Here is an 18,930-nt window from a genome sequence, read left to right as displayed (position 1 = left end):
TTGCAGCTTCAAGGCTCCTCAGGGCGATCGGATCAGGAATTCCTGCAACCGTTCGTGCTGAGGAGGGGCCGAAAATCGAAGATTGAGGGCCCGTCTCGAAGCACCGCATCGACGTTCCGGCTTTCTCGCTGTGTCAGCCCCGCCCGCGATAGCCGGAGACGCCCTGATCCGGCACCCACAGCCCTTCCGGCGGGCTGCCGCTCTGCCAGAATACGTCGATCGGGATGCCGCCGCGCGGATACCAATAGCCGCCGATGCGCAGCCACTTGGGCTTCATTTCGCTGAACAGGCGCTGGCCGATGCCGACGGTGACGTCTTCGTGAAAACCCGCATGGTTGCGGAAGCTGCCCAGGAACAGCTTGAGGCTTTTCGATTCGACGATGGTTTCGCCCGGCGCATAGTCGATCACCAGGTGGGCGAAATCGGGCTGGCCGGTCACCGGGCAGAGCGAGGTGAATTCCGGCGCGGCAAAGCGGACCAGGAACAGCGAACCGGCGCGCGGGTTGGGAACATAGTCCAGCACCGCGGCTTCTGGTGAAGCGGGAAGCGCGCTCTGCTGGCCCAGGTGCAGGGGTTGAGGTGTGTCTGACATGCAACGTGCCATGCCTTCATCGCAGCCTTTGCACAAGTCGGCCATTGGAACAGGTGGGTTCACTCCCTATTCACGCCCACGCGCCTTTGCGCATTTGACTCAGGTTTTGATGGACACGGCAATGCAACGGATCGGGGACCGCCTTAGGATAGCGGGCGCAGTGGCGCTGGCGCTGGCGCTTGTCCCGCTGCCGCTGGCCGCGCAATCCGCCAACGACTGGCGCCTGCCCGGCGCGACCGTGACGCCTGCCCCGCCCGGATCGCAGGGCCCGGTGGACCGCGACAATCCGGTTGTCACCACCACGGCACCGCGTCCCAGCCAGAGCGCCACGCCTACGCCCGTTGCAACGCCCAGCCCGGCAGCGCCGACGCCCGCAGCGACGCGGAGCGCGGCCCCGCGCCCGGCGCCGACGGCAGCACGTCCGACAGCTTCACCGCAAACGACCGTTCCCGACACAAGCGCCCTTCCGCCCGCAACAGCCCTGCCCACGCTCACCCCGGCGGCCACGACGCCCGCGCCGGTGGTCCTCCCGCCTGCCCCCTCGCCGCAGACGGTAGAGCCGGAAAGCGGCTGGTATTGGCCGTGGATCGCAGGCGCCGCCGCCCTGCTGGCGCTGATCTTCGCCGGTCTGTGGTGGCGCAAGCGGCAAGAGGCCGCCGTGGCGGTCGTCGCTTTCGAACGCCCCGTCGTCCAGCCCCGCCAACCAAAGCCCCAGCCCCAGCCCCAGCCCCAGCCTGCACCGGAACCCGCCGCCAAGCCGCAGCCCGCTCCCCGGCCTGCACCCGCCCCCGCGCCGGTTGTCGCGGTCGAGTCCGGTCTCGGCATCGCTCTGGAAGCGCGGCGCATGAACGCTTCGCTGATGGCGACCTCGCTCAACTATGTGCTCAAGCTGACCAACCATGGGTCGGAACCGCTCTCGGCGCTGGCGGTGGAAGGGGACATGATCTCGGCCCATGCCTCGCTGCCGCCGGAAGCGCAGATCGCCAATGACAACCAGCGGATGGAGCCGCGCCACAACCTCGTCACGCTTGCTCCGGGGGAAAGCGCGGAGTTCAGCGGCGTGTTCATGCTGCCGCTGACGGCGGTCACCCCGATTCGCTCCGGCGACGCGGCATTCTTCGTCCCGCTCGCGCGGCTGCGGGTGCAGGCCAGCACGCCTTCGGGCGGCTCGCTCGTCCAGGCGCAGACCTGGGTGGTGGGCGAATTGCCCGAAGACGCAGCGTCAGCGCTCAAGCCCTTCCGGCTCGACCTTGGCCCGCGCACCTATTCGCGGGTCGGGCAGCGGGCGGTAAAATAAGCCAATCTCCCCCTCGACAGCAGGGCGCGTCCGGGTCTAGTCTCTTCGCAATTGCAGCGAAGAGGGGTCGGTGCAATGGCCGTGGAGGACGGCCTTCAGGAGGAAAGCACAGTGGAAAGTCTGGTTTCGACGGAATGGCTCGCCAACGAAATGGGCGCGAGCGACCTGCGCATTGTCGATTGTACCAAGCATCTGCCCGGCACCGGACGCGATGCCCTGGCCGAATACGAAGCCGGACACATTCCCGGCGCCGTGTTCATGGACTTGAATGACCTGGTGGACAGCAATGCCCCGGTCGAAAACACCCTGCCGCCGGCGGAAAAGTTCGCCAGCCGCATGCAGTCGCTGGGCCTGGGCGATGGCAGCCGGATCGTGCTTTACGATGACAGCGCGGTAAAGACCTCCGCCCGCGCCTGGTTCATGCTCAAGATGTTTGGCGCGCATGACGTTGCCATTCTCGATGGCGGCCTGGCCAAGTGGAAGGCTGAAGGGCGTCCGCTTGCCCAGGGCAAGGAAACGCTGCGTCACCGTCACTTCACCGTGTGGCAGGACGACAAGAACGTGCGGACCAAGGCCCATGTCCTTGCCAACCTGCATTCCAAGGACGAACAGGTGGTCGATGCGCGCGGGGCCAAGCGCTGGTCGGGCGAGGAAGCGGATCCGCGTCCGAACATCGCCAGCGGCCATATCCCTGGTTCGCTCAACGTGCCCTTCACCGAAGTCTACAACGCTGACGGCACGTTCAAGGACGCAGCCGGCCTGCGCGCCACCTTCGAAGGTGCGGGCGTGGACATGAACAAGCCGGTCATCACCTCCTGCGGCAGCGGCGTGACCGCTTGCGTGCTGATCTTCGCCATGCACCTCGCGGGCAAGGACGACGTCGCGCTCTATGACGGCAGCTGGACCGAATGGGGCAACGACCCCGATACGCCCAAGGCGGTGAAGACGGCCTGATCGGCCGTTCCTCCACTCATGGCAAAGGACGTTCCAGAGGGCATTACTCCCGCCACCCGGCTGGTCACGGCCGGGCGGCGGGCGGACTGGACCGGCACTCCGGCTGAGCCGGGGGCCGTGGTCAATCCACCGGTCTGGCGGGCCTCGACCCACCTCTATCCGGACAGCAAGGCGCTCCACGCGGGCAAGCCCAATGCCGATGGGCATTTCTACTATGGCCGGCGCGGTTCGCCGACGCAGTGGGCCCTGGCCGATGCCCTGACCGCGCTGGAACCGGGTGCGGCGGGAACCGTGCTCTACCCTTCGGGCGTCGCGGCCCTGGCGGGTGCCCTGCTGGCCGTGCTGCGCCCCGGCGATGTCCTGCTGATGACCGACAATGCCTATGAGCCGACCCGCAATATGGGGCGCGGCCTGCTGGGCGATTTCGGCATTGAAACGCGCTGGTTCGATCCGCTCGATCCGGCCAGTTTCGAAGCCGTGATCGATGAGCGCTGCAAGGCAGTCCTGCTGGAAAGCCCCGGCAGCCTGACACTGGAAGTTTGCGACGTGCCCGCGCTTGCCGCCATAGCCCGTGCCAAGGGGCTGGCCGTGGTGCTGGACAACACCTGGGCCGGACCGCTCGGCTTCCCCGCGCTGGAACGCGGTGCGGACATTTCGGTGATGAGCCTGACCAAGCATGTCGGCGGTCATTCCGACCTGATGCTGGGCAGCGCCGCCGCCGGAGATAAATACTACGCCAAGCTCCGCCGCACCGCGCAGGCCCTGGGGCAAGTCGTTTCGCCCGATGATTCCAGCCTTGCCCTGCGCGGGCTGCGGACGATGGGCCTGCGGCTGAATCAGGAAACCTCAAGCGCACTTGAACTTTCCAAGTGGCTGGATTCCCGCGCGGAAGTGGCCAAGGTGCTGTGCCCCATGCTGCCGGGATCGCCGGGGCATGAGATCTGGAGCCGCGACTTCAGCGGCGGCTGCGGGCTGTTCTCGTTCGTCTTCAAGGGCAAGGACGGGGCCGCGCGCGATGCCTTCATCGATGCGCTCACCCTCTTCGGCATCGGCTATTCCTGGGGCGGTTTCGAAAGTCTGGTCACGCCGATTGACCCGGCAACCTTGCGCACCGCAACCCAGTGGCCTTTGCCCGGAATGGACGGCGCGGACCGTTATGGCGTGCGCCTGTCCATCGGCTTGGAAGGACTGGACGATTTGCGCGCCGACCTGGAACGCGGGTTGGCCGCATGGGCCGCTGCCTGAGCCGGACTTTGGGCCGGACAAAGCTTACCTAATCCCCCCCAAAGCCATTCTGGCTGGCACCGCCGCCCCGCTCCGCGCATTCGGGCCGGATGGAACAAGTCCCCACCCCTTTTGGCCACACCCCTTATGGCAAGGTCTGGCTGGTTGGCGCCGGCCCCGGCGATCCCGACCTGCTGACGCTGCGCGCGGCGCGGCTGATCATGCAGGCCAAGGTGATCGTCCACGATGGCCTGGTCGACCCCGCGATCCTGGCGCTGGCGAGCCCCAAGGCGCGGCTGATTTCCGTGGCCAAGAGCCGTTCGCGCCACACGCTCCAGCAGGATGAAATCAACGCCCTGCTGGTCAGCGAAGCCCTGGCCGGGCGTGACGTAGTGCGCCTGAAGGGCGGCGATCCGTTCATCTTCGGACGTGGCGGCGAAGAGGCCGAGGCCTGCCGCGCAGCCGGAGTCGCAGTCGAAGTCGTGCCGGGAATCAGCGCCGCGATCGGTGCTGCTGCCGCGGCGCAGATGCCGCTGACGCACCGCCGCTCGGCCTCGATCGTCAGCTTCGTCGCGGGCCAGTGCAAGGGCCTGACCGAGCAGGACTGGACTGGTCTTGCCGGAAAGGGCCGCACCCTGGTGATCTACATGGGCCTGGCCACGGCCGATGCCATTGCCGAGAAGCTGATGGCCGACGGCCTGGCGCCGGACGTTCCCGTGGCCGTGGTCGAGAACGCCACGCGCCCCGAAATGCGCGTGCTGCGCAGCCCGCTTGCTGGTCTTGGCCAACTGGTTTCGCGCCACAAGGTGAAAAGCCCGGCGCTTATCGTCATCGGCGAAGTCGCGGCCCAGCCCGCCGACGCGCCCCTTGCAGCCCTTGCCCTGGAGGCAATTCAATGAAGATTCTGACCGGCAACGATCTCAAGACCGGCGCCGTAACCTGGTGGGACGGCGTCCAGTGGTCGCTCCATGTGGAGGACGCGGTCGACGTGGGCGAACATGCCGACACGATCCTGGCCCGCGAACAGGCCGCGCGCCGCGTCAATGCAGCCTATGCCATCGATGCGGTGAAGGATGAAAGCGGCGGCGTCCGCCCCGCCCATATCAAGGACCGCATCCGCGCCCTTGGTCCCACTGTCCGCCCCGACCTGACACTGAAGCCGGCCGATCCCGAAGCCGGAAACTGGGTGATCTGATGTACAAGTACGATACCTATGACCAGGCCATGGTCGATGCCCGCGTCGAGGAATTCCGCGACCAGGTGCGCCGCCGCCTTGAAGGCCACATTACCGAGGACCAGTTCAAGCCGCTGCGCTTGATGAACGGGCTCTACCTGCAATTGCACGCCTATATGCTGCGCGTTGCCGTGCCCTATGGCACCCTGAGTTCGGCGCAGATGAAGATGCTGGGCGACATCGCGGACAAGTATGACCGCGGCTATGGCCACTTCACCACGCGCCAGAACATCCAGTACAACTGGATCAAGCTGGAAGACGCGCCGGACATCCTGGCCGACCTGGCCAAGGTCGAAATGCACGCGATCCAGACCAGCGGCAACTGCATCCGCAACACCACGTCTGACCAGTACGCCGGTGCGGCGGCTGACGAAGTGGTCGATCCGCGCCCCTATGCCGAACTGATCCGCCAGTGGAGCACCTTCCACCCGGAATTCAGCTTCCTGCCGCGCAAGTTCAAGATGGCGGTCATCGCCAGCGACACCGACCGCGCGGCGATGAAGCTGCACGACATCGGCATCCAGATCGTCCGCAACGCAGCGGGCGAAATCGGCGCCGCGTTCTACGTCGGCGGCGGCATGGGCCGCACCCCGATGATCGCGCCGTGCATCAACGCCTTCGTGCCGATCGACCAGATGATCACTTATTCCGAGGCCTGCCTGCGCGTTTACAACCGCTATGGCCGCCGCGACAACAAGTACAAGGCGCGGATCAAGATCCTGGTCCACGAACTGGGCAAGGACGAATATACCCGCCAGGTCGAGGAAGAGTTCAAGCACCTGCTGACCCAGAACATCGAGCCACCCCTGGCCGAACTGGAGCGGATCAAGGCGATGTTCGCCGATCCGGCCTTCGAAGCGGGCGCTTCGGACGAGCTGGACCGCAGCGATCCCGATTTCGCCCTGTGGGTGGATAACAACTGCCTGGCGCACAAGCAGCCCGGCTATATCGCCGCAACGATCAGCCTGAAGCCGGTCGGCGGCATTCCGGGCGACGCCACGGGTGAGCAGATCCGCCTGATGGGCGAACTGGCGCGCGAATATTCGTTCGACGAACTGCGCGTTACCCATGCCCAGAACATCGTGCTGCCCCACGTCAAGAAGGCTGACCTTTACGCGCTGTGGCAAAAGCTGGAGGCGGCGGGCTTGGGCACGCCGAACCTGGACCTGGTGGGCGACATCATCGCTTGCCCGGGACTGGACTATTGCAGCCTGGCCAATGCCCGCTCGATCCCGGTCGCGCAGAAGATCAGCGAGCGCCTGTCCGGCAAGGCGCAGGAAATCGGCGAGCTGAAGCTGAAGATTTCCGGCTGCATCAATGCCTGCGGCCACCACCATGCGGGCCACATCGGCATTCTGGGCGTCGACAAGAAGGGGGTGGAAAACTACCAGCTTCTGCTCGGCGGCTGCGAAGGGGCGGATACCTCGCTGGGCCAGATCACCGGCCCTGGCTTTGACGAAAACGGCATTGTCGATGCCGTCGAAACCGCCACGCAAGTCTACCTTTCCAACAAGCAGGACGGGGAACGCTTCCTCGATACCTACCGCCGCATCGGCATGGCCCCGTTCAAGGAGGCGCTCTATGGTTGAAGTGCAATATCGCTTCCGCGACGATGAACCCGTTGCCGATCCCGCCGTCACGGTGGATTCGTTTGGCGACCAGACCAATGCCGCCGCCGTCAGGCTGGAACCGGGCGACGATGCCCGCGACCTTCTGCCGCATCTGGACCGGCTGCAACTGATCGAAGTGAACTTCCCGGTCTTTGGCGACGGGCGCGGCTATTCCGCCGCGCGCATCCTGCGCGAAGCGGGCTACAAGGGCGAGCTGCGCGCCGTGGGGGAAGTGCTGGTTGACCAGATCGCCCATATGCGCCGCTGCGGGTTCGATTCCTTCGCTCCCGAAGTGCCGCTTGACCCCACCGACGCCGAAAACGCGTTCAAGCGGTTCGAGCACGTCTATCAGCCGACCACGGACCAGCGCGCGCCGATCTGGAAACTGCGGCATGGGTGAAGCCGCGCGCCGCATTGATCGCCTCGACACGGCACCGCGCTTTACCGCCGCCGATGCCGAGGCGCTCAATGCGCGCTTTGCGGATACGCCGACCAAGGACATGCTCGCTGCGGTCCTGACCGAAGGACTGGCCGGACGGATTGCCGCCGTGTCCAGCTTCGGCGCGGAAAGCGCCGTGCTGCTGCACCTGATCGCCAGCGTCGATCCTTCCGTCCCGGTGCTGTTCCTGGACACCGGCAAGCATTTCCCGGAAACCCTGGCCTACCGCGACGAAATCGTCGCACGCCTGGGCCTGACCAATCTGATCAACCTGACGCCGGACGCGGACCTTCTGGCCAAGAAGGACGAAAGCGGGCTGCGCTGGTCCTATGACCCGGATGGCTGCTGCGAGATTCGCAAGGTCCTGCCGCTGGCGCGCGCACTGGACCAGTTTGACGCCAGTTTTACGGGCCGCAAGGGCTTTCAAAGCGCAACCCGTGCCGGGCTTCCCCGGTTCGAGCTGGACCAGACCGACCTTGCCGGGCGGCTGAAGGTCAATCCGCTGGTCGATTGGTCCAGCGACCAGATCCAGTCCTACTTCGCCGCAACCGGCTTGCCCCCGCACCCGCTGGTCGCGCATGGCTATCCCTCGATCGGCTGCATGCCCTGCACCAGCAAGGTCGCGCCGGGCGAAGACCCGCGTTCGGGCCGGTGGAAGGGCTGGGACAAGACCGAATGCGGCATTCACGTCGATGGGGCGGCCAGCGAGCTGCCGCCCGGGTTCGATCCCGCTTTCTAAAGCAGGTCTTCCAGGAACAGGCTGACCAGCCCGGCCTGGCTGGTTACGCCAGCCTTGGCATAGACCTGGCTTAGCTGGGCGCGGACGGTCCCCTGGGCCGCTCCGCGCAGCCGCGCGATTTCCGCCGCGTCGCAGCCTTTCAGCGCGAACAGGGCAACGTCGCTTTCCGCTGCGGTCAGCCCCCAGTCGCCAAAGCGCGCAGTGATGTGCTGGGCCAGCGCGCCCTGCGCCACGGCCAGGGCCTCCTCGCGCCGCTGCGCTTCGGCCAGCAGCTCGCGGATGTGCCAGGCACCCAGGAACGTGCCGGTCAGCAGGGCAAAGGCGATCAGCGCTTCCAGCACGATATGCGGCGTGATCCCGCTTTCGGCGACATCGCCAATCGCATCGCCGACGAAGAACACGGCGGCAATCGCCTGAACCACGACAATGACCGCGACCAGCGTGGTTTGCCGGTCGCGGTTCAGATGCAGTCCCTTGCGGTTTTCCGCCATGCGTCCTTCCTGTCAGCCCCGGCGATTGCCACCGGGGATCATTGCCCCAACGATCTCGCGGCCCGACCGGCGCGTTTCGAACATAACCCCGGCCAGGTGCAGTGCAATCAGGACATAGAGCAGGTTGACCGCGATTTCGTGCATTTCTTCGAACAGCTCTTCGCCGCCCTCACCGCCTTCGCCCCCTTCGTCGGCATAGGCCGGAGCGACGATCAGATCGCCGAGCGACAAAGCGGCCTGTTCATGCTCTTCTTCCTCTTCGCGCTCCTCGCCGCCTTCGCCCTTATCGCCTTCACCGCCTTCACCGCCTTCGCCGCTGACTGCAGCGGGATCGGCGGGCGGCGGGCCGGACATGGCGATGCCGCTGCCCGCGATGACCAGCAGCGTCGCCCAGATCGCATAGGCCATCATCGCGCCAAGCGGATTGTGCGAGCGGTGCCGCGTCACTTCCCCGCGCCGGATCTCCCCAAGATGGGCCAGGGCGCGTGCAGGACTGGGCGGGAATGCGGAGAAGCGCGCCTCGGCCGGACCGATAAAGCCCCACAGCAGGCGCAGGACCAGCAATCCGGCCAGACCGTAACCGACCCAGATGTGCCAGCCCGATCCCTCTTCAGTAAACAGGGCGTTGCCGATCACGGCGGCGACAACGCCCCAGTGAGTCAGCTTGACGATGGGGTCCCACACGCGGGGCCGATCAACCTGGTCTTGCATGGCACTCGCTCCTGCTGAAATTGCAGGACCGGTCTGGAGCGAGCCGATTGCCCGCGCCAGACACAGGCGTTTATGCGTCTGCCGCTAAGCGCCTGCTTAGGGCTTGCGGCGCGGCATCATGCGCAGCAGCACGCCGTCCTTCAGCACATAATGATGGAACAGCGCGGCCAGGGCATGCAGGCCGATCAGCCAATAGGCAATCGTCCCGCCCAGTTCGTGCAGTTCTTCCACCTGATGGGCAAAGTCCTTGTCCGGCGCGACCAGCGGCGGCAGTTCCAGGCCGAAGAACGGGATCGGATCACCTTCCGCGCTGAGGATAGTCCAGCCCGCCAGCGGCATGCCCAGCATCAGCGCATAGAGCGCCAGGTGCGTCGCCTTGGAAGTGAGCCGACGCCACGCCGGTTCGCCCGGCAGCTCGGCCGGAGCGGGCGATGTCAGCCGCGCCACGATCCGCACCAGCACCAGCGCCAGGATCGAAAGCCCCAGCATGAAGTGCCACATCTTCATCCCTTCGCGGATGTCGCTGCCGCGCGGGAAATTGGTGCGCAGTTCGATCGTCGCAAAAACGGCGATCATCACCAGCAGCATCAACCAGTGCAGCGCGATGGAGAGCTTCGAATAGCGATCGGTGGTGCCAAGCGTGTTCATGAAACTATCCTAACGCAATAAATGCTCACGGCAATTGCATTTGGCGCATCAGATCCAGCGATTTTCGCGGTACCAGTCCGCCGTGGCCTTCAGCCCTTCGCGGGTGGGGATTTCCGGTCGCCAAAGCCCGCGCGGCGGGCGCGCCTCATGCGTCACCACCCAGTCCGGATGGGTCATATAGCCGACGCGGTCCAGCGTCAGCTTGGCCCGGTGCCGGCGGACCAGACGGTCCGCCCGCGCCGCCCGTTCCAATGACGCGCGGCTGAGGTGGATCACCCAGGGCCGCCGCCCCATGGCCCAGCCGATGGCGCGGGCCAGTTCGTAGTGGCTCCAGCCCTGCTTGCGGCCATCGTCGGGTTCGAAGGTCTGCCCGGTAACGCCCTCGCCGCCCGGGACCAGGGCGAGCAGCAGGCGCGCCAGATCGTCGACGTGCAGCATCGAACTTCGCCCTTCGCTGGGCGGCATAGGCATCAGGCCCCAGCGCGCAGCCTTGAACATGTCCAAGGTATCCGTATCGCGCGGACCATAGATCCAGGGCGGTCGTACCATGGTCCAGTCCAGCCCGCTGGCCGCGATCAGCTTTTCCGCCCGCGCCTTGCTCGCGCCATAGGCGGAGAGGTCCGGCTCGCGCGCCGAAAGCGAAGAGACATGGACGAAGCGCTGCACGCCTTCGCTCAGGCAAGCCTCGATCAGGTTGAGCGTGCCGGTCACATTGCCTGCTTCGAAGCCCGCCGCATCGGGAGCGTTGACCACCCCGGCAACGTGGATCACCGCTTCGCTGCCGCGCACCAGCTGGCGCAGAGCAGCCTTGGCCTCAAGGTCGCCGCGGACCCATTCGACCCCGCTGCGTGCGTCCTGCGGGCGGCGGGCGAGAGCCTTGACCGGCATTCCCTCCTGCTCGGCGCGGTCGAGCAGCGCCTGGCCGACAAACCCGGTCGAGCCGGTAACGGCTATGGTCACAGCACCACCATCTGATCGCGGTGCACCACGGCAGAGCGCGGCGCATAGCCCAGGATCGCCGCATGTTCAGCAGACTGGTGGCCCATCAGCCGCGCGCATTCCAGCGCATCGTATTCGGCCAGGCCGTGGGCCAGCACCGTGCCTGCTTCATCGCGCACGGCAACCGCATCGCCGCGCTGGAATTCTCCTTCGACCGAGACGATCCCGGCGGCGAGCAGGCTGGAACCCTTGCCCAGCGCCCGCGCCGCACCGGCATCGATCACCAGCGCGCCCTTCAGCCGCAACCGTCCGCCGAGCCACGCCTTGCGCCCGGCATCCTTGCGCTTGGGCAGGAACAGCGTGCCGATGCCCTGCTCGGTCGCGCGGGCAATCGGAGCATCGTGCAGGCCCGAAGCGATAGCCAGGGCAATCCCGGCGCGTTCCGCAATTTCGGCAGCCTGAAGCTTGCTGGTCATCCCGCCGGAACCCATGCCGGACGAGCTTCCGCCGGTGGCCATGGCGTGAATCTCTGCCGTCACGCCGCGCACTTCGCTGAGACGCACTGCACCCGGTTCAGCGGGGTTGCGGTCGAACAGGCCATCGACATCCGACAGCAGCAGCACGGCACTGGCCTGCGCCGCCTGGGCCACGCGCGCGGCCAGCCGGTCATTGTCGCCAAAGCGGATTTCCTGCGTGGCGACGGAATCGTTCTCGTTGATCACCGGCACTGCACCGGCATCGAGCAGCCGGGTTAGCGTCGCGGTTGCATTGAGGTAGCGGCGGCGATCCTCCAGATCCTCCAGCGTCAGCAGCAATTGCGCCGCCGTGATGCCATGCGCGCCCAGCAGGTCGGCCCACAGGCCGGACAGCGCGATCTGCCCGACAGCGGCAGCCGCCTGCGCATCGGCAAGGCTGCCGCGTCCGCCCTTTTCGAGCCCCAGCCTAGCCGCGCCCAATGCAATCGAGCCGGAGGAGACGACGATCACTTCCTGCCCACGCGCCTTGGCTGCAGCGATTTCAGCCACGAGTCCTTCCAGCCAGCCGCGCCGCACGCCTTCCTTGCCGACCAGCAGGGACGAGCCGACCTTCACCACCAGGCGAGGACAGGCGGTCTTGTCAGCAAAGTCGGAGAGGCGGGCAATCTTCATGGCCCCGGGGATTAGCGATTGCCGCGCCCCCCGCAACCTTTTTGCTGCGTCACGGTGCGGGGAACGGGCCGAAGAACCGCCCGCTCAGGCTGAGTCTGTCGAAGCCGGGTTGGCGGAAATGACTCACGCAGAGTTGTCGGCGCTCTCTCCGTTCGTGGTGAGGAGGCACCGAAATCGAAGATTGAGGGGTCGTCTCGAACCACTGCGCCTTACGCAGTCCTTCGAGACGCAAACTCAGCCTGCGGCTTCGCTTGCTCCTCAGGACGAACGGGAGGTTTGAAATCCCGCAAAGGCTGAGTCTGTCGAAGCCGGGTTGGAAAAATTCACGCAAAGCCGCGAAGGCGCGAAGATGTGGTGAGCGCCGCAGGCTCTCTTGCCACTTAACGCCGCCCAAGACGCAGCCGGTGACAGGCAAGCGGCTTCGCCGTCGGGCGCTACCCCTTCGCGCCTTCGCTGCTTTGCGTGATCATTTCACAAAGGCGACCAGGGCGTATCGTCCGCCTCCTCGCGCTCGCCATCGGGGCGTTCGGTCACGGTCGCTGCCGGAAGGTATTCCAGCACGGCATCCAGCAGCGCATCCATGCCCTTGCCGGTCGCGCCGGAGATCGGGAAGACCCGCTGGGCACCCGCTTCCTTAAGCTCGGCAATGAACGCATCGGTCAGTTCGCGGTCCACCGTGTCGATCTTGTTGAGCGCGATCAGGCGCGGTTTCTCGTCCAGCCCGCCGCCATAGGCTTCAAGCTCTTCCTCGATCACTTGCAGGGCTTCGGCCGGGTCCTGCCCGTTTACGTCGATCAGGTGGATCAGGACGCGGCAGCGTTCGATGTGGCCCAGGAAGCGGTCGCCAATGCCCGCCCCCTCTGCGGCTCCGGCGATCAGGCCGGGAATGTCGGCCAGCACGAATTCGCGGTCGCGGTGGCGGACCACGCCGAGCTGCGGGGTGAGCGTGGTAAAGGCATAGTCGCCCACCTTCGCCTTGGTATTGGTGATCTGGTTGATGAACGTGCTCTTGCCCGCATTGGGCAGGCCGACCAGGCCCGCATCGGCGAGCAGTTTCAGGCGCAGCCAGACGTACATTTCCTCGCCCATCTCGCCCGGCTGATGCTGGCGCGGGGCGCGGTTGGTGCTGGTCTTGTAGCTGGCATTGCCGCGCCCGCCCATGCCGCCGCGCAGAAAGGTCACGCGCTGACCCGGTTCCGTCAGGTCCAGCAGCACGGTTTCGCGGTCTTCATCGGAAATGATCTGCGTGCCGATCGGCACCTTGATCACCAGGTCCTTGCCCGCCGCGCCGTTGCGGTCCTTGCCTGACCCATGAACCCCGCGCGGAGCCTTGAAATGCTGGGCATAGCGAAAGTCGATCAGAGTGTTCAGCCCGGGCACCGCTTCAAAGATGATATCCCCGCCCTTGCCGCCATTGCCGCCGTCGGGACCGCCGTACTCAACGTACTTCTCCCGCCGGAACGAGACGGCACCGGGGCCACCCTGGCCCGAACGAATGTAGATTTTTGCCTGATCGAGAAAATGCATGGAATGGGCTACTAACGTAAATTGCAGGAAATGTCGCCCACGGCCTTTGCCGAGCGCTAACGGGGTTCTTCGCCAAGTGGCAAGACCAGTGTGTTGAGAATTGTCTCAGCCTGTGCCGAGAAAAGTCGATTTCGAGAACCGGCGCGCAGCGACCTTTAGGGTCGTGAGCACCGGAAGCGCAGAAAACGGCTGTTCGCAGGCCAGGATGGGGCAATTATCAGCACACTGGTGGAGCCGAGGGGGATCGAACCCCTGACCTCGTCATTGCGAACGACGCGCTCTCCCATCTGAGCTACGGCCCCGTTCCAGTGCAACACCGCAGGCAATCACCTCGCCCGCGTGCGAGGCGCTGCATTAGCGAAAGCGATTGCCCCTTGGAAGGGCTATTTTTAACGCGGGGTCGTGGCGGGCGGGCCGGCCGGAGCAGGCGCGGCCACGACGTCCGCCACCGGCAGCACCACCGGCGCGGCAACCGCCGTGGGAGCATACTTCGCATCCCAGGCAGCCGCATCGGCCAGGTACTGCTCGTAAGCCAGGAAGAACTGCTGGAACACCGTGTCCAGGAAGGCCAGGTTGCGCTGGGCAAAGCTGGGCAGGTCCGCCGACTTGAGCGTCATTGATTCCCGCGCCATGATCAGCGCCGCATCGCAGAACTTGGTCACGGTCGCCGGGTAGGCGTAATAGTTGTAGACCTGCGTCATATAGGCTTCGCGCGGACGGATCCAGGCGGTGCCGAAGCGCTTCTTGTATTCGCTGTCGACCGTCTTGTTGGCCGTTGCCAGGGCCTTCTTGTGGGTAGTCAGGAACTGCTTGTAGCCGACCAGGATGTCCGCATGCTCCGGCGCAAGGCAGTTGAGCGCGGCGACGTTATAGGCAGAACGCAGGTTCCACACGGTCTGCGCCGGAGTGATCCCGGTGTTGATCGTCACGCGCACCCCATCGATGCCCAGCGGCGGCACGACCAGGCCCGGTGCAGCACCCAGCGGCGGCAGCGGGCGCGGCGGGATGTAGACGACCGGAGCGGGCGGCGGCGGGGGCGGCGGGGGCGGCGGCTTGGGCGCGCAGGCCGCAACCATCGCGATTGTCAAAGCCACCACACCCTTGAATACAAACTTCCGCACGCGCCATCCCATTCGTTAGATTCATGCGACGAAGCCCCTAGGCATTCGCCAGCATTTCCGGGCTTTTTAGGCCCCTCTTGCCCTGAAAGCAAATGCCCGGAGCACCCCTGGGCGCTCCGGGCATGTCAAGCCGTTGCAGTTTCGCGTTTATTCGCGATTGCCGAGGAAGCTCAGCAGGAACTGGAACATGTTCACGAAGTCGAGATAGAGCGACAGCGCGCCCATGATCACGACCTTGCCCATCATGTCGGTTCCGGCAACGTAGTAGTAGGTATCGCGCAGGCGCTGCGTATCCCAGGCGGTCAGGCCAGCGAAGATCAGCACGCCGATCGCCGAAATGGCCAGGGCCAGCGGCCCCGACTGGAGCCACAGGTTCAGCAGCATGGCAATGATCAGGCCGATCAGGCCCATCATCAGGAAGCTGCCCATGCCCGACAGGTTGCGCTTGGTGGTATAGCCATAGAGGCTAAGACCGGCGAAAGCGCCCGCCGTGGCAAAGAACGTGGTGGCAATCGAAGGGCCGGTATAGATCAGGAAGATCGCCGAGAGCGACAGGCCCATCGACACGCTGAACAGCCAGAACAGCAGCTTCAGCGTGCTTTCCTGCATCCGGTTCAGGCCGAAGCTCATGGCGAAGACGAAGGCCAGCGGGGTCAGCGCGATCACCCAGCGCAGCGGGGTCGCCATCACTTGCGCGGCCATGCCCGAAGTGGCGAACAGCAAGGCGACAATGCCCGACAGCAGCACGCCCGAAGCCATGTAGTTGTAGATCGACAGCATGTAGCGCCGCAGACCCTGGTCCATGGTGACGTTGCCCATTGCCTGGCCATTGATCGCCGGCCCGTTGCTGAAGGGCGAGCGGGTGGTCCGCGGGTCGTTCCAATTAGACATGACAAACTCCTTTGCCGCCCCAACATGGAGGCGATGGTCTGAATATCGTGTTACTTGATGCAGGTTTCAAGCAAAACCGGACCGGTTCCGTCGGATTTCGACGAACGACCTAAGCCCTTGCCGCAGCGGCCAGTTCCGCACCGCGATCCCGCGCAGCGCGCAGGACATCGGCGACGATCCGGGCGAAGTGGCCCTGATCGTCCATTACTGCCAGACCGGCAGCAGTGGTTCCGCCCGGGCTGGTCACGCGGCGGGCCAGTTCGGCGGGATCGTCCGAAGACGAAGCAGCCAGGGACGCAGCGCCTTCCACCATGGCCCGCGCCAGCCGGTCCGCCTGCTGCGAATCCAGGCCGAGCGCCGTGCCGCCCTCGGCCAGGGCGGCGATGAAACGATAGACGAAGGCCGGACCGGACCCGGCCAGCGCGGTCACCGCGTCAAGCTGATCCTCGCTTGCCAGCCATTCCGCCGTCCCCAAGGGAGCCAGCAGCCCCTCAACCGCTGTGCGACCGGCAGCGTCCAGACCCTGCCCGTAAAGCCCCATCGGGGACTTGCCGATCGCGGCCGCCAGGTTCGGCATGACGCGGACCAGAGCCGCCGCATCGGGAAAGCGCGCGGCCAGGCTGGCCAGTTCCGCTCCGGCCAGGATCGAGAGCAGGACCGCGCCCCGGGTGACGCCGGACAGGCTGGGGGCCACTTCGGCCAGGGCCTGCGGCTTGATGCCCAGCAGGACGAAGTCGAACCGCTCGTCCGGCACTTCGCGCAGCAGCCGTACTCCGGCAGGAGTCTGGGGCAGGACCGGATCGACCACGGTGAACGCGCCCGCGTCCACTCCGCCCGCCAGCCATCCCGCCAGCATCGCCCCGCCCATGTTGCCGCAGCCGCAAATGAGGATCTTCACGTGACTTCTCCGTCGCCTGCCCGGACCGGTCAGGCTTCGCCCGCCGCATCGACCATCGAGCTGGCAAGCGCCTCGGTCGGGCTCTTGTCGCCCCATAGCACGAACTGGAAGGCCGGATAGAACCGGTCGCATTCCTCGACTGCCGCTTCGACGGCGACCTGGGCCTGGGCCAGGCTGAGCAGGCCTTCATCGCCCAGCAGCATGGCGTGGCGGTAAAGCAGGACTGAGCCCTTGGACCACAGGTCGAAATGGCCGACCCACAGCTGTTCGTTCACCAGCGTCAACAATTCGTAAATCGCTGCCCGCTTGTCGTCCGGCACGCGAATGTCCGGTAGGCAGAGCAATTGCAGCACGTGATCCTCGCGCCGCCACACGCCGCGCAGGGTATAGCTGGCCCAGGATCCCTTGATCTCGCCCGAAATCTCGTCATCGCCGATGAATTCGCAAGGCCAGCCGCGCGCCTCGAACAGGGAAGCGAGCATATCGACGGGGGCAGCGTCCTCGTCGCGCTCATATTGGCGGTCGCCTTGTATCATGTCCGGCTGGATGCAGCGGATCGGGGTCAATCCACAATCCACCAGGCGCGCTGCCCTGCGCAAAACTCCATAAGACTGTTTACAAGGTGTGGAAAAGGAGTGGACGAACTTAGTTACCGCCACCCAGCGCGTCGACCACCTGCCCGGCCGGGCTGGTCCAGGCAAAGGCACCATCGCGGCCCGCCTTCTTCAGCTTGGCAACGAAGGCGTCGGCCTCTTTGGCGCTGGCGAAAGGCCCAGTCAGCAAGCGGTTGGTCTGTCCCCAGGAGGTGACATAGGGCTTTTGCGCCTTGAACACCGCGGGGTCTTCCTTGGCGAATTTGCGCCAGTCAAAGGCGAGCGCGGGCTTGTTGCGGCCAGCAGCGATCTGGACCCAGATCCGGCTGGGATGGCTGGGCTTCGCCTTGGCGTCCTTGGCGTCCTTGGCCTTCGGATCCTTGGCAGCCTTGGCTTTGGGATCTTTTGCCTTGGCGTCCTTCGCCTTCGGATCGGCGGGCTTGTCCTTGGCCGCAGGTTCCTTTGCGGGCGCTTCCTTGGCGGGCGGTTCTTTCCTGGCGAGCGTCACCGGGCGAACCGCGCGCACGTCAACCGCACCGGCCTGAGGCTCGATCACGCTGCTCGGCGGAGCCAGATCGGCAAAGGCTTCGTCCAGCGAAGCAGGCTTGCGCGGTGCCGGGGCTGGCTGCGTAGCCGCCGCAAGCTGAGCCTGCGGTGCTGGCGCGGGTGCCGGAGCTGGCGCAGGGGTTGGCGTCGCGACCCGTGCCAGATCGAACGAGGCAGGCTTGGCCACCACCGGCTCACGCGCGGCCAAGGCGGGCTGCGCGGCGACGGGTGCGGGCGGCGTGGCAGTAGCCTGAACCGGCACCGGCTTCGCCACTGGCTGTGGCTGCGGAGCGATGGCCGGACGCGAGGCGGTTGCCGTTTCGCGGCTCACCTGCGGTTCGGGCGGCGGCACGGCGGCCAGGCTCTTAGCGGGCTGGTTCTTGCCGCCCTTTGCATCGCGCTTGCCCTTGCCGGTTGGCGCGGGGGCCACTGGCGCGGCCACGGCAACCTGCGCCTTCGAGCGGGAATAGGCGGCCATGCGCGGATCGTCGCTGCCGATTTCGGATGCGCGCGGAAAGCGCCCCAGGTTCCCCGCCGCCGCCTGCTGGGCAGCGGTAAGGCGCGGCATGTAGCGCAGATAGGCGGTGATCGCCGCGGCCATGTCGGCGGGCATGGTCTGATAGGCAATGGCCTCGGCCTGCTCGGCCTGGCCCAAGATGGCCAGCCCGAAGGCGCGGGTGCGCCAGGCGGCCTTGTCCTGCTTTTGGAGCAGCGGAGCGAGCGTGGCGTCCATGCCCTTGCGGTCGCGCAGGATGGCCTGGCTCAGCCCCATGCGGCGCAGCGTTTCATCGCTGGGCGCGGCGGCAAGCGACTGGCGGTAATAGGTCTGCGCGGTCTGCGCATCGCCGACCAGGTCAAAGGCCAGGCCCCGGTCCGCCAGCCGCGCCGGATCGATCGGACCGGCCTTTTCCGCCTCGTCGAACAGGTCGATCGCGGTGAAAGGATCCTCGCTGAGGACAAAGGCCCCGGCCAGCCCCGCCTTCAGCCGCGCATTGCCCGGCTGGATCGTCAGGGCGCGGCGGTAAAAGCCGATAGCCGCCTGGGCATCGCCCAGTTCCAGCGAGGCCTGTCCCGCCTCGCCCAGGGCGGCAATGTCCTGCGAATTGCGCGCCAACTGGTTCAGCGCATCGTTGAGCCGCATTCCCGCCGACTTCTGCGGCACGGCCTGGACCACCGGCACGGCGACTTGCGGCGCTGCCGCCTGCTGCGCCCAGGCTGGACCGGCAGCAGCCAGCAGGACCAATGCCGTTACGGAACAGAGCTTTAGGGGCAAGGCAGCGAAGTGCGACATCGGCGGACGCGTTAACCTTTTGAAGCCCGGAGGCAAG

At 66.0% G+C, this 18,930-nt stretch carries 20 protein-coding genes and 1 tRNA gene; 8 read left to right on the top strand and 13 right to left on the bottom strand.

Annotated features, from left to right (window positions below):
• Positions 1-133 precede the first annotated feature (133 nt).
• Positions 134-592, bottom strand: a complete 459-nt coding sequence (gene queF / locus ACQKOE_RS08650; protein ID WP_374589374.1) for a preQ(1) synthase — start codon at positions 590-592, stop codon at positions 134-136.
• 121 nt (positions 593-713) lie between these two features.
• On the opposite strand from queF, the gene ACQKOE_RS08645 reads away from it, so the two are divergent.
• From ACQKOE_RS08645 to ACQKOE_RS08610, 8 genes are all read left to right on the top strand, one after another.
• A complete protein-coding gene (locus tag ACQKOE_RS08645; protein ID WP_427512420.1) occupies positions 714-1,889 on the top strand; it encodes a hypothetical protein in 1,176 nt (391 codons plus the stop codon).
• 111 nt (positions 1,890-2,000) lie between these two features.
• A complete protein-coding gene (sseA, locus tag ACQKOE_RS08640) occupies positions 2,001-2,843 on the top strand; it encodes a 3-mercaptopyruvate sulfurtransferase (RefSeq protein WP_374589411.1) in 843 nt (280 codons plus the stop codon).
• 18 nt (positions 2,844-2,861) lie between these two features.
• Positions 2,862-4,088 carry a cystathionine beta-lyase gene (gene metC, locus ACQKOE_RS08635; RefSeq protein ID WP_427512419.1) on the top strand — a complete coding sequence of 409 codons (1,227 nt, stop codon included), beginning with the start codon at positions 2,862-2,864 and terminating at the stop codon, positions 4,086-4,088.
• A gap of 89 nt (positions 4,089-4,177) precedes the next feature.
• On the top strand, positions 4,178-4,966 hold the full coding sequence (cobA, locus tag ACQKOE_RS08630) for a uroporphyrinogen-III C-methyltransferase (protein WP_427512418.1): 789 nt from the start codon (positions 4,178-4,180) through the stop codon (positions 4,964-4,966).
• On the top strand, positions 4,963-5,262 hold the full coding sequence (locus tag ACQKOE_RS08625; protein WP_374589378.1) for a DUF2849 domain-containing protein: 300 nt from the start codon (positions 4,963-4,965) through the stop codon (positions 5,260-5,262). The genes cobA and ACQKOE_RS08625 overlap by 4 nt, the downstream gene beginning before the upstream one ends.
• Positions 5,262-6,890, top strand: coding sequence for a nitrite/sulfite reductase (locus tag ACQKOE_RS08620; RefSeq protein ID WP_427512417.1), 1,629 nt, complete (start codon positions 5,262-5,264; stop codon positions 6,888-6,890). The genes ACQKOE_RS08625 and ACQKOE_RS08620 overlap by 1 nt, the downstream gene beginning before the upstream one ends.
• Positions 6,883-7,311 (top strand): DUF934 domain-containing protein, encoded by a 429-nt coding sequence (locus ACQKOE_RS08615; RefSeq protein WP_427512416.1) that lies wholly within the window; start codon positions 6,883-6,885, stop codon positions 7,309-7,311. Before ACQKOE_RS08620 ends, ACQKOE_RS08615 begins: the two co-directional genes overlap by 8 nt.
• A complete protein-coding gene (locus ACQKOE_RS08610; RefSeq protein ID WP_427512415.1) occupies positions 7,304-8,089 on the top strand; it encodes a phosphoadenylyl-sulfate reductase in 786 nt (261 codons plus the stop codon). Before ACQKOE_RS08615 ends, ACQKOE_RS08610 begins: the two co-directional genes overlap by 8 nt.
• On the opposite strand, the gene ACQKOE_RS08605 is transcribed toward ACQKOE_RS08610, so the two are convergent.
• The 12 genes from ACQKOE_RS08605 to ACQKOE_RS08550 all read right to left on the bottom strand — a co-directional run bounded on the left by ACQKOE_RS08605 (position 8,086) and on the right by ACQKOE_RS08550 (position 18,893).
• Positions 8,086-8,580, bottom strand: coding sequence for a helix-turn-helix transcriptional regulator (locus tag ACQKOE_RS08605; protein WP_427512414.1), 495 nt, complete (start codon positions 8,578-8,580; stop codon positions 8,086-8,088). The two genes, ACQKOE_RS08610 and ACQKOE_RS08605, sit on opposite strands and share 4 nt — an antisense overlap.
• A gap of 12 nt (positions 8,581-8,592) precedes the next feature.
• Positions 8,593-9,291, bottom strand: coding sequence for a cytochrome b/b6 domain-containing protein (locus ACQKOE_RS08600; RefSeq protein ID WP_427512413.1), 699 nt, complete (start codon positions 9,289-9,291; stop codon positions 8,593-8,595).
• Between the two features lie 96 nt (positions 9,292-9,387).
• Complete coding sequence (locus tag ACQKOE_RS08595) at positions 9,388-9,939, bottom strand: cytochrome b (RefSeq protein ID WP_427512412.1); 552 nt, start codon at positions 9,937-9,939, stop codon at positions 9,388-9,390.
• Positions 9,940-9,987: 48 nt separating this feature from the next.
• Positions 9,988-10,899 carry an NAD-dependent epimerase/dehydratase family protein gene (locus tag ACQKOE_RS08590; RefSeq protein WP_374589385.1) on the bottom strand — a complete coding sequence of 304 codons (912 nt, stop codon included), beginning with the start codon at positions 10,897-10,899 and terminating at the stop codon, positions 9,988-9,990.
• Positions 10,896-12,026, bottom strand: a complete 1,131-nt coding sequence (gene proB, locus ACQKOE_RS08585) for a glutamate 5-kinase (RefSeq protein WP_427512411.1) — start codon at positions 12,024-12,026, stop codon at positions 10,896-10,898. Before proB ends, ACQKOE_RS08590 begins: the two co-directional genes overlap by 4 nt.
• A gap of 471 nt (positions 12,027-12,497) precedes the next feature.
• Positions 12,498-13,553, bottom strand: coding sequence for a GTPase ObgE (obgE, locus tag ACQKOE_RS08580; protein ID WP_427512410.1), 1,056 nt, complete (start codon positions 13,551-13,553; stop codon positions 12,498-12,500).
• 226 nt (positions 13,554-13,779) lie between these two features.
• Positions 13,780-13,855, bottom strand: a tRNA-Ala gene (locus tag ACQKOE_RS08575).
• A gap of 87 nt (positions 13,856-13,942) precedes the next feature.
• Positions 13,943-14,674 (bottom strand): hypothetical protein, encoded by a 732-nt coding sequence (locus tag ACQKOE_RS08570; protein ID WP_427512409.1) that lies wholly within the window; start codon positions 14,672-14,674, stop codon positions 13,943-13,945.
• A 147-nt stretch (positions 14,675-14,821) separates the two neighbouring features.
• Entirely contained in the window at positions 14,822-15,565 is a 744-nt protein-coding gene (locus ACQKOE_RS08565) for a Bax inhibitor-1/YccA family protein (RefSeq protein WP_374589389.1), read from the bottom strand.
• A gap of 109 nt (positions 15,566-15,674) precedes the next feature.
• A complete protein-coding gene (proC, locus tag ACQKOE_RS08560) occupies positions 15,675-16,463 on the bottom strand; it encodes a pyrroline-5-carboxylate reductase (RefSeq protein ID WP_427512408.1) in 789 nt (262 codons plus the stop codon).
• 29 nt (positions 16,464-16,492) lie between these two features.
• A complete protein-coding gene (locus ACQKOE_RS08555) occupies positions 16,493-16,999 on the bottom strand; it encodes a YbjN domain-containing protein (protein ID WP_427512489.1) in 507 nt (168 codons plus the stop codon).
• Positions 17,000-17,108: 109 nt separating this feature from the next.
• The gene (locus tag ACQKOE_RS08550; protein WP_427512407.1) at positions 17,109-18,893 is read right to left on the bottom strand and encodes an SPOR domain-containing protein; all 1,785 of its coding nucleotides are present in this window, start codon (positions 18,891-18,893) and stop codon (positions 17,109-17,111) included.
• Positions 18,894-18,930 lie beyond the last annotated feature (37 nt).

Origin of the sequence: Novosphingobium sp. NPDC080210 (assembly GCF_050281025.1) — a bacterium.
Taxonomy (GTDB): domain Bacteria; phylum Pseudomonadota; class Alphaproteobacteria; order Sphingomonadales; family Sphingomonadaceae; genus Novosphingobium.
Note: the sequence above shows the minus strand (reverse complement) of the source record. Positions and strands in the feature narration are given on the sequence as shown.

Excerpts from the sequence above, each read along its gene's own strand:
- ACQKOE_RS08555 (WP_427512489.1), bottom strand. The coding sequence starts at position 16,999 with ATGATACAAGGCGACCGCCAATATGAGCGCGACGAGGACGCTGCCCCC.
- ACQKOE_RS08550 (WP_427512407.1), bottom strand. The coding sequence starts at position 18,893 with ATGTCGCACTTCGCTGCCTTGCCCCTAAAGCTCTGTTCCGTAACGGCA.
- ACQKOE_RS08600 (WP_427512413.1), bottom strand. The coding sequence starts at position 9,291 with ATGCAAGACCAGGTTGATCGGCCCCGCGTGTGGGACCCCATCGTCAAG.
- ACQKOE_RS08620 (WP_427512417.1), top strand. The coding sequence starts at position 5,262 with ATGTACAAGTACGATACCTATGACCAGGCCATGGTCGATGCCCGCGTC.
- ACQKOE_RS08625 (WP_374589378.1), top strand. The coding sequence starts at position 4,963 with ATGAAGATTCTGACCGGCAACGATCTCAAGACCGGCGCCGTAACCTGG.
- queF (WP_374589374.1), bottom strand. The coding sequence starts at position 592 with ATGTCAGACACACCTCAACCCCTGCACCTGGGCCAGCAGAGCGCGCTT.
- ACQKOE_RS08615 (WP_427512416.1), top strand. The coding sequence starts at position 6,883 with ATGGTTGAAGTGCAATATCGCTTCCGCGACGATGAACCCGTTGCCGAT.
- metC (WP_427512419.1), top strand. The coding sequence starts at position 2,862 with ATGGCAAAGGACGTTCCAGAGGGCATTACTCCCGCCACCCGGCTGGTC.
- ACQKOE_RS08595 (WP_427512412.1), bottom strand. The coding sequence starts at position 9,939 with ATGAACACGCTTGGCACCACCGATCGCTATTCGAAGCTCTCCATCGCG.
- cobA (WP_427512418.1), top strand. The coding sequence starts at position 4,178 with ATGGAACAAGTCCCCACCCCTTTTGGCCACACCCCTTATGGCAAGGTC.
- obgE (WP_427512410.1), bottom strand. The coding sequence starts at position 13,553 with ATGCATTTTCTCGATCAGGCAAAAATCTACATTCGTTCGGGCCAGGGT.
- proB (WP_427512411.1), bottom strand. The coding sequence starts at position 12,026 with ATGAAGATTGCCCGCCTCTCCGACTTTGCTGACAAGACCGCCTGTCCT.
- ACQKOE_RS08610 (WP_427512415.1), top strand. The coding sequence starts at position 7,304 with ATGGGTGAAGCCGCGCGCCGCATTGATCGCCTCGACACGGCACCGCGC.
- ACQKOE_RS08645 (WP_427512420.1), top strand. The coding sequence starts at position 714 with ATGCAACGGATCGGGGACCGCCTTAGGATAGCGGGCGCAGTGGCGCTG.
- ACQKOE_RS08565 (WP_374589389.1), bottom strand. The coding sequence starts at position 15,565 with ATGTCTAATTGGAACGACCCGCGGACCACCCGCTCGCCCTTCAGCAAC.
- ACQKOE_RS08605 (WP_427512414.1), bottom strand. The coding sequence starts at position 8,580 with ATGGCGGAAAACCGCAAGGGACTGCATCTGAACCGCGACCGGCAAACC.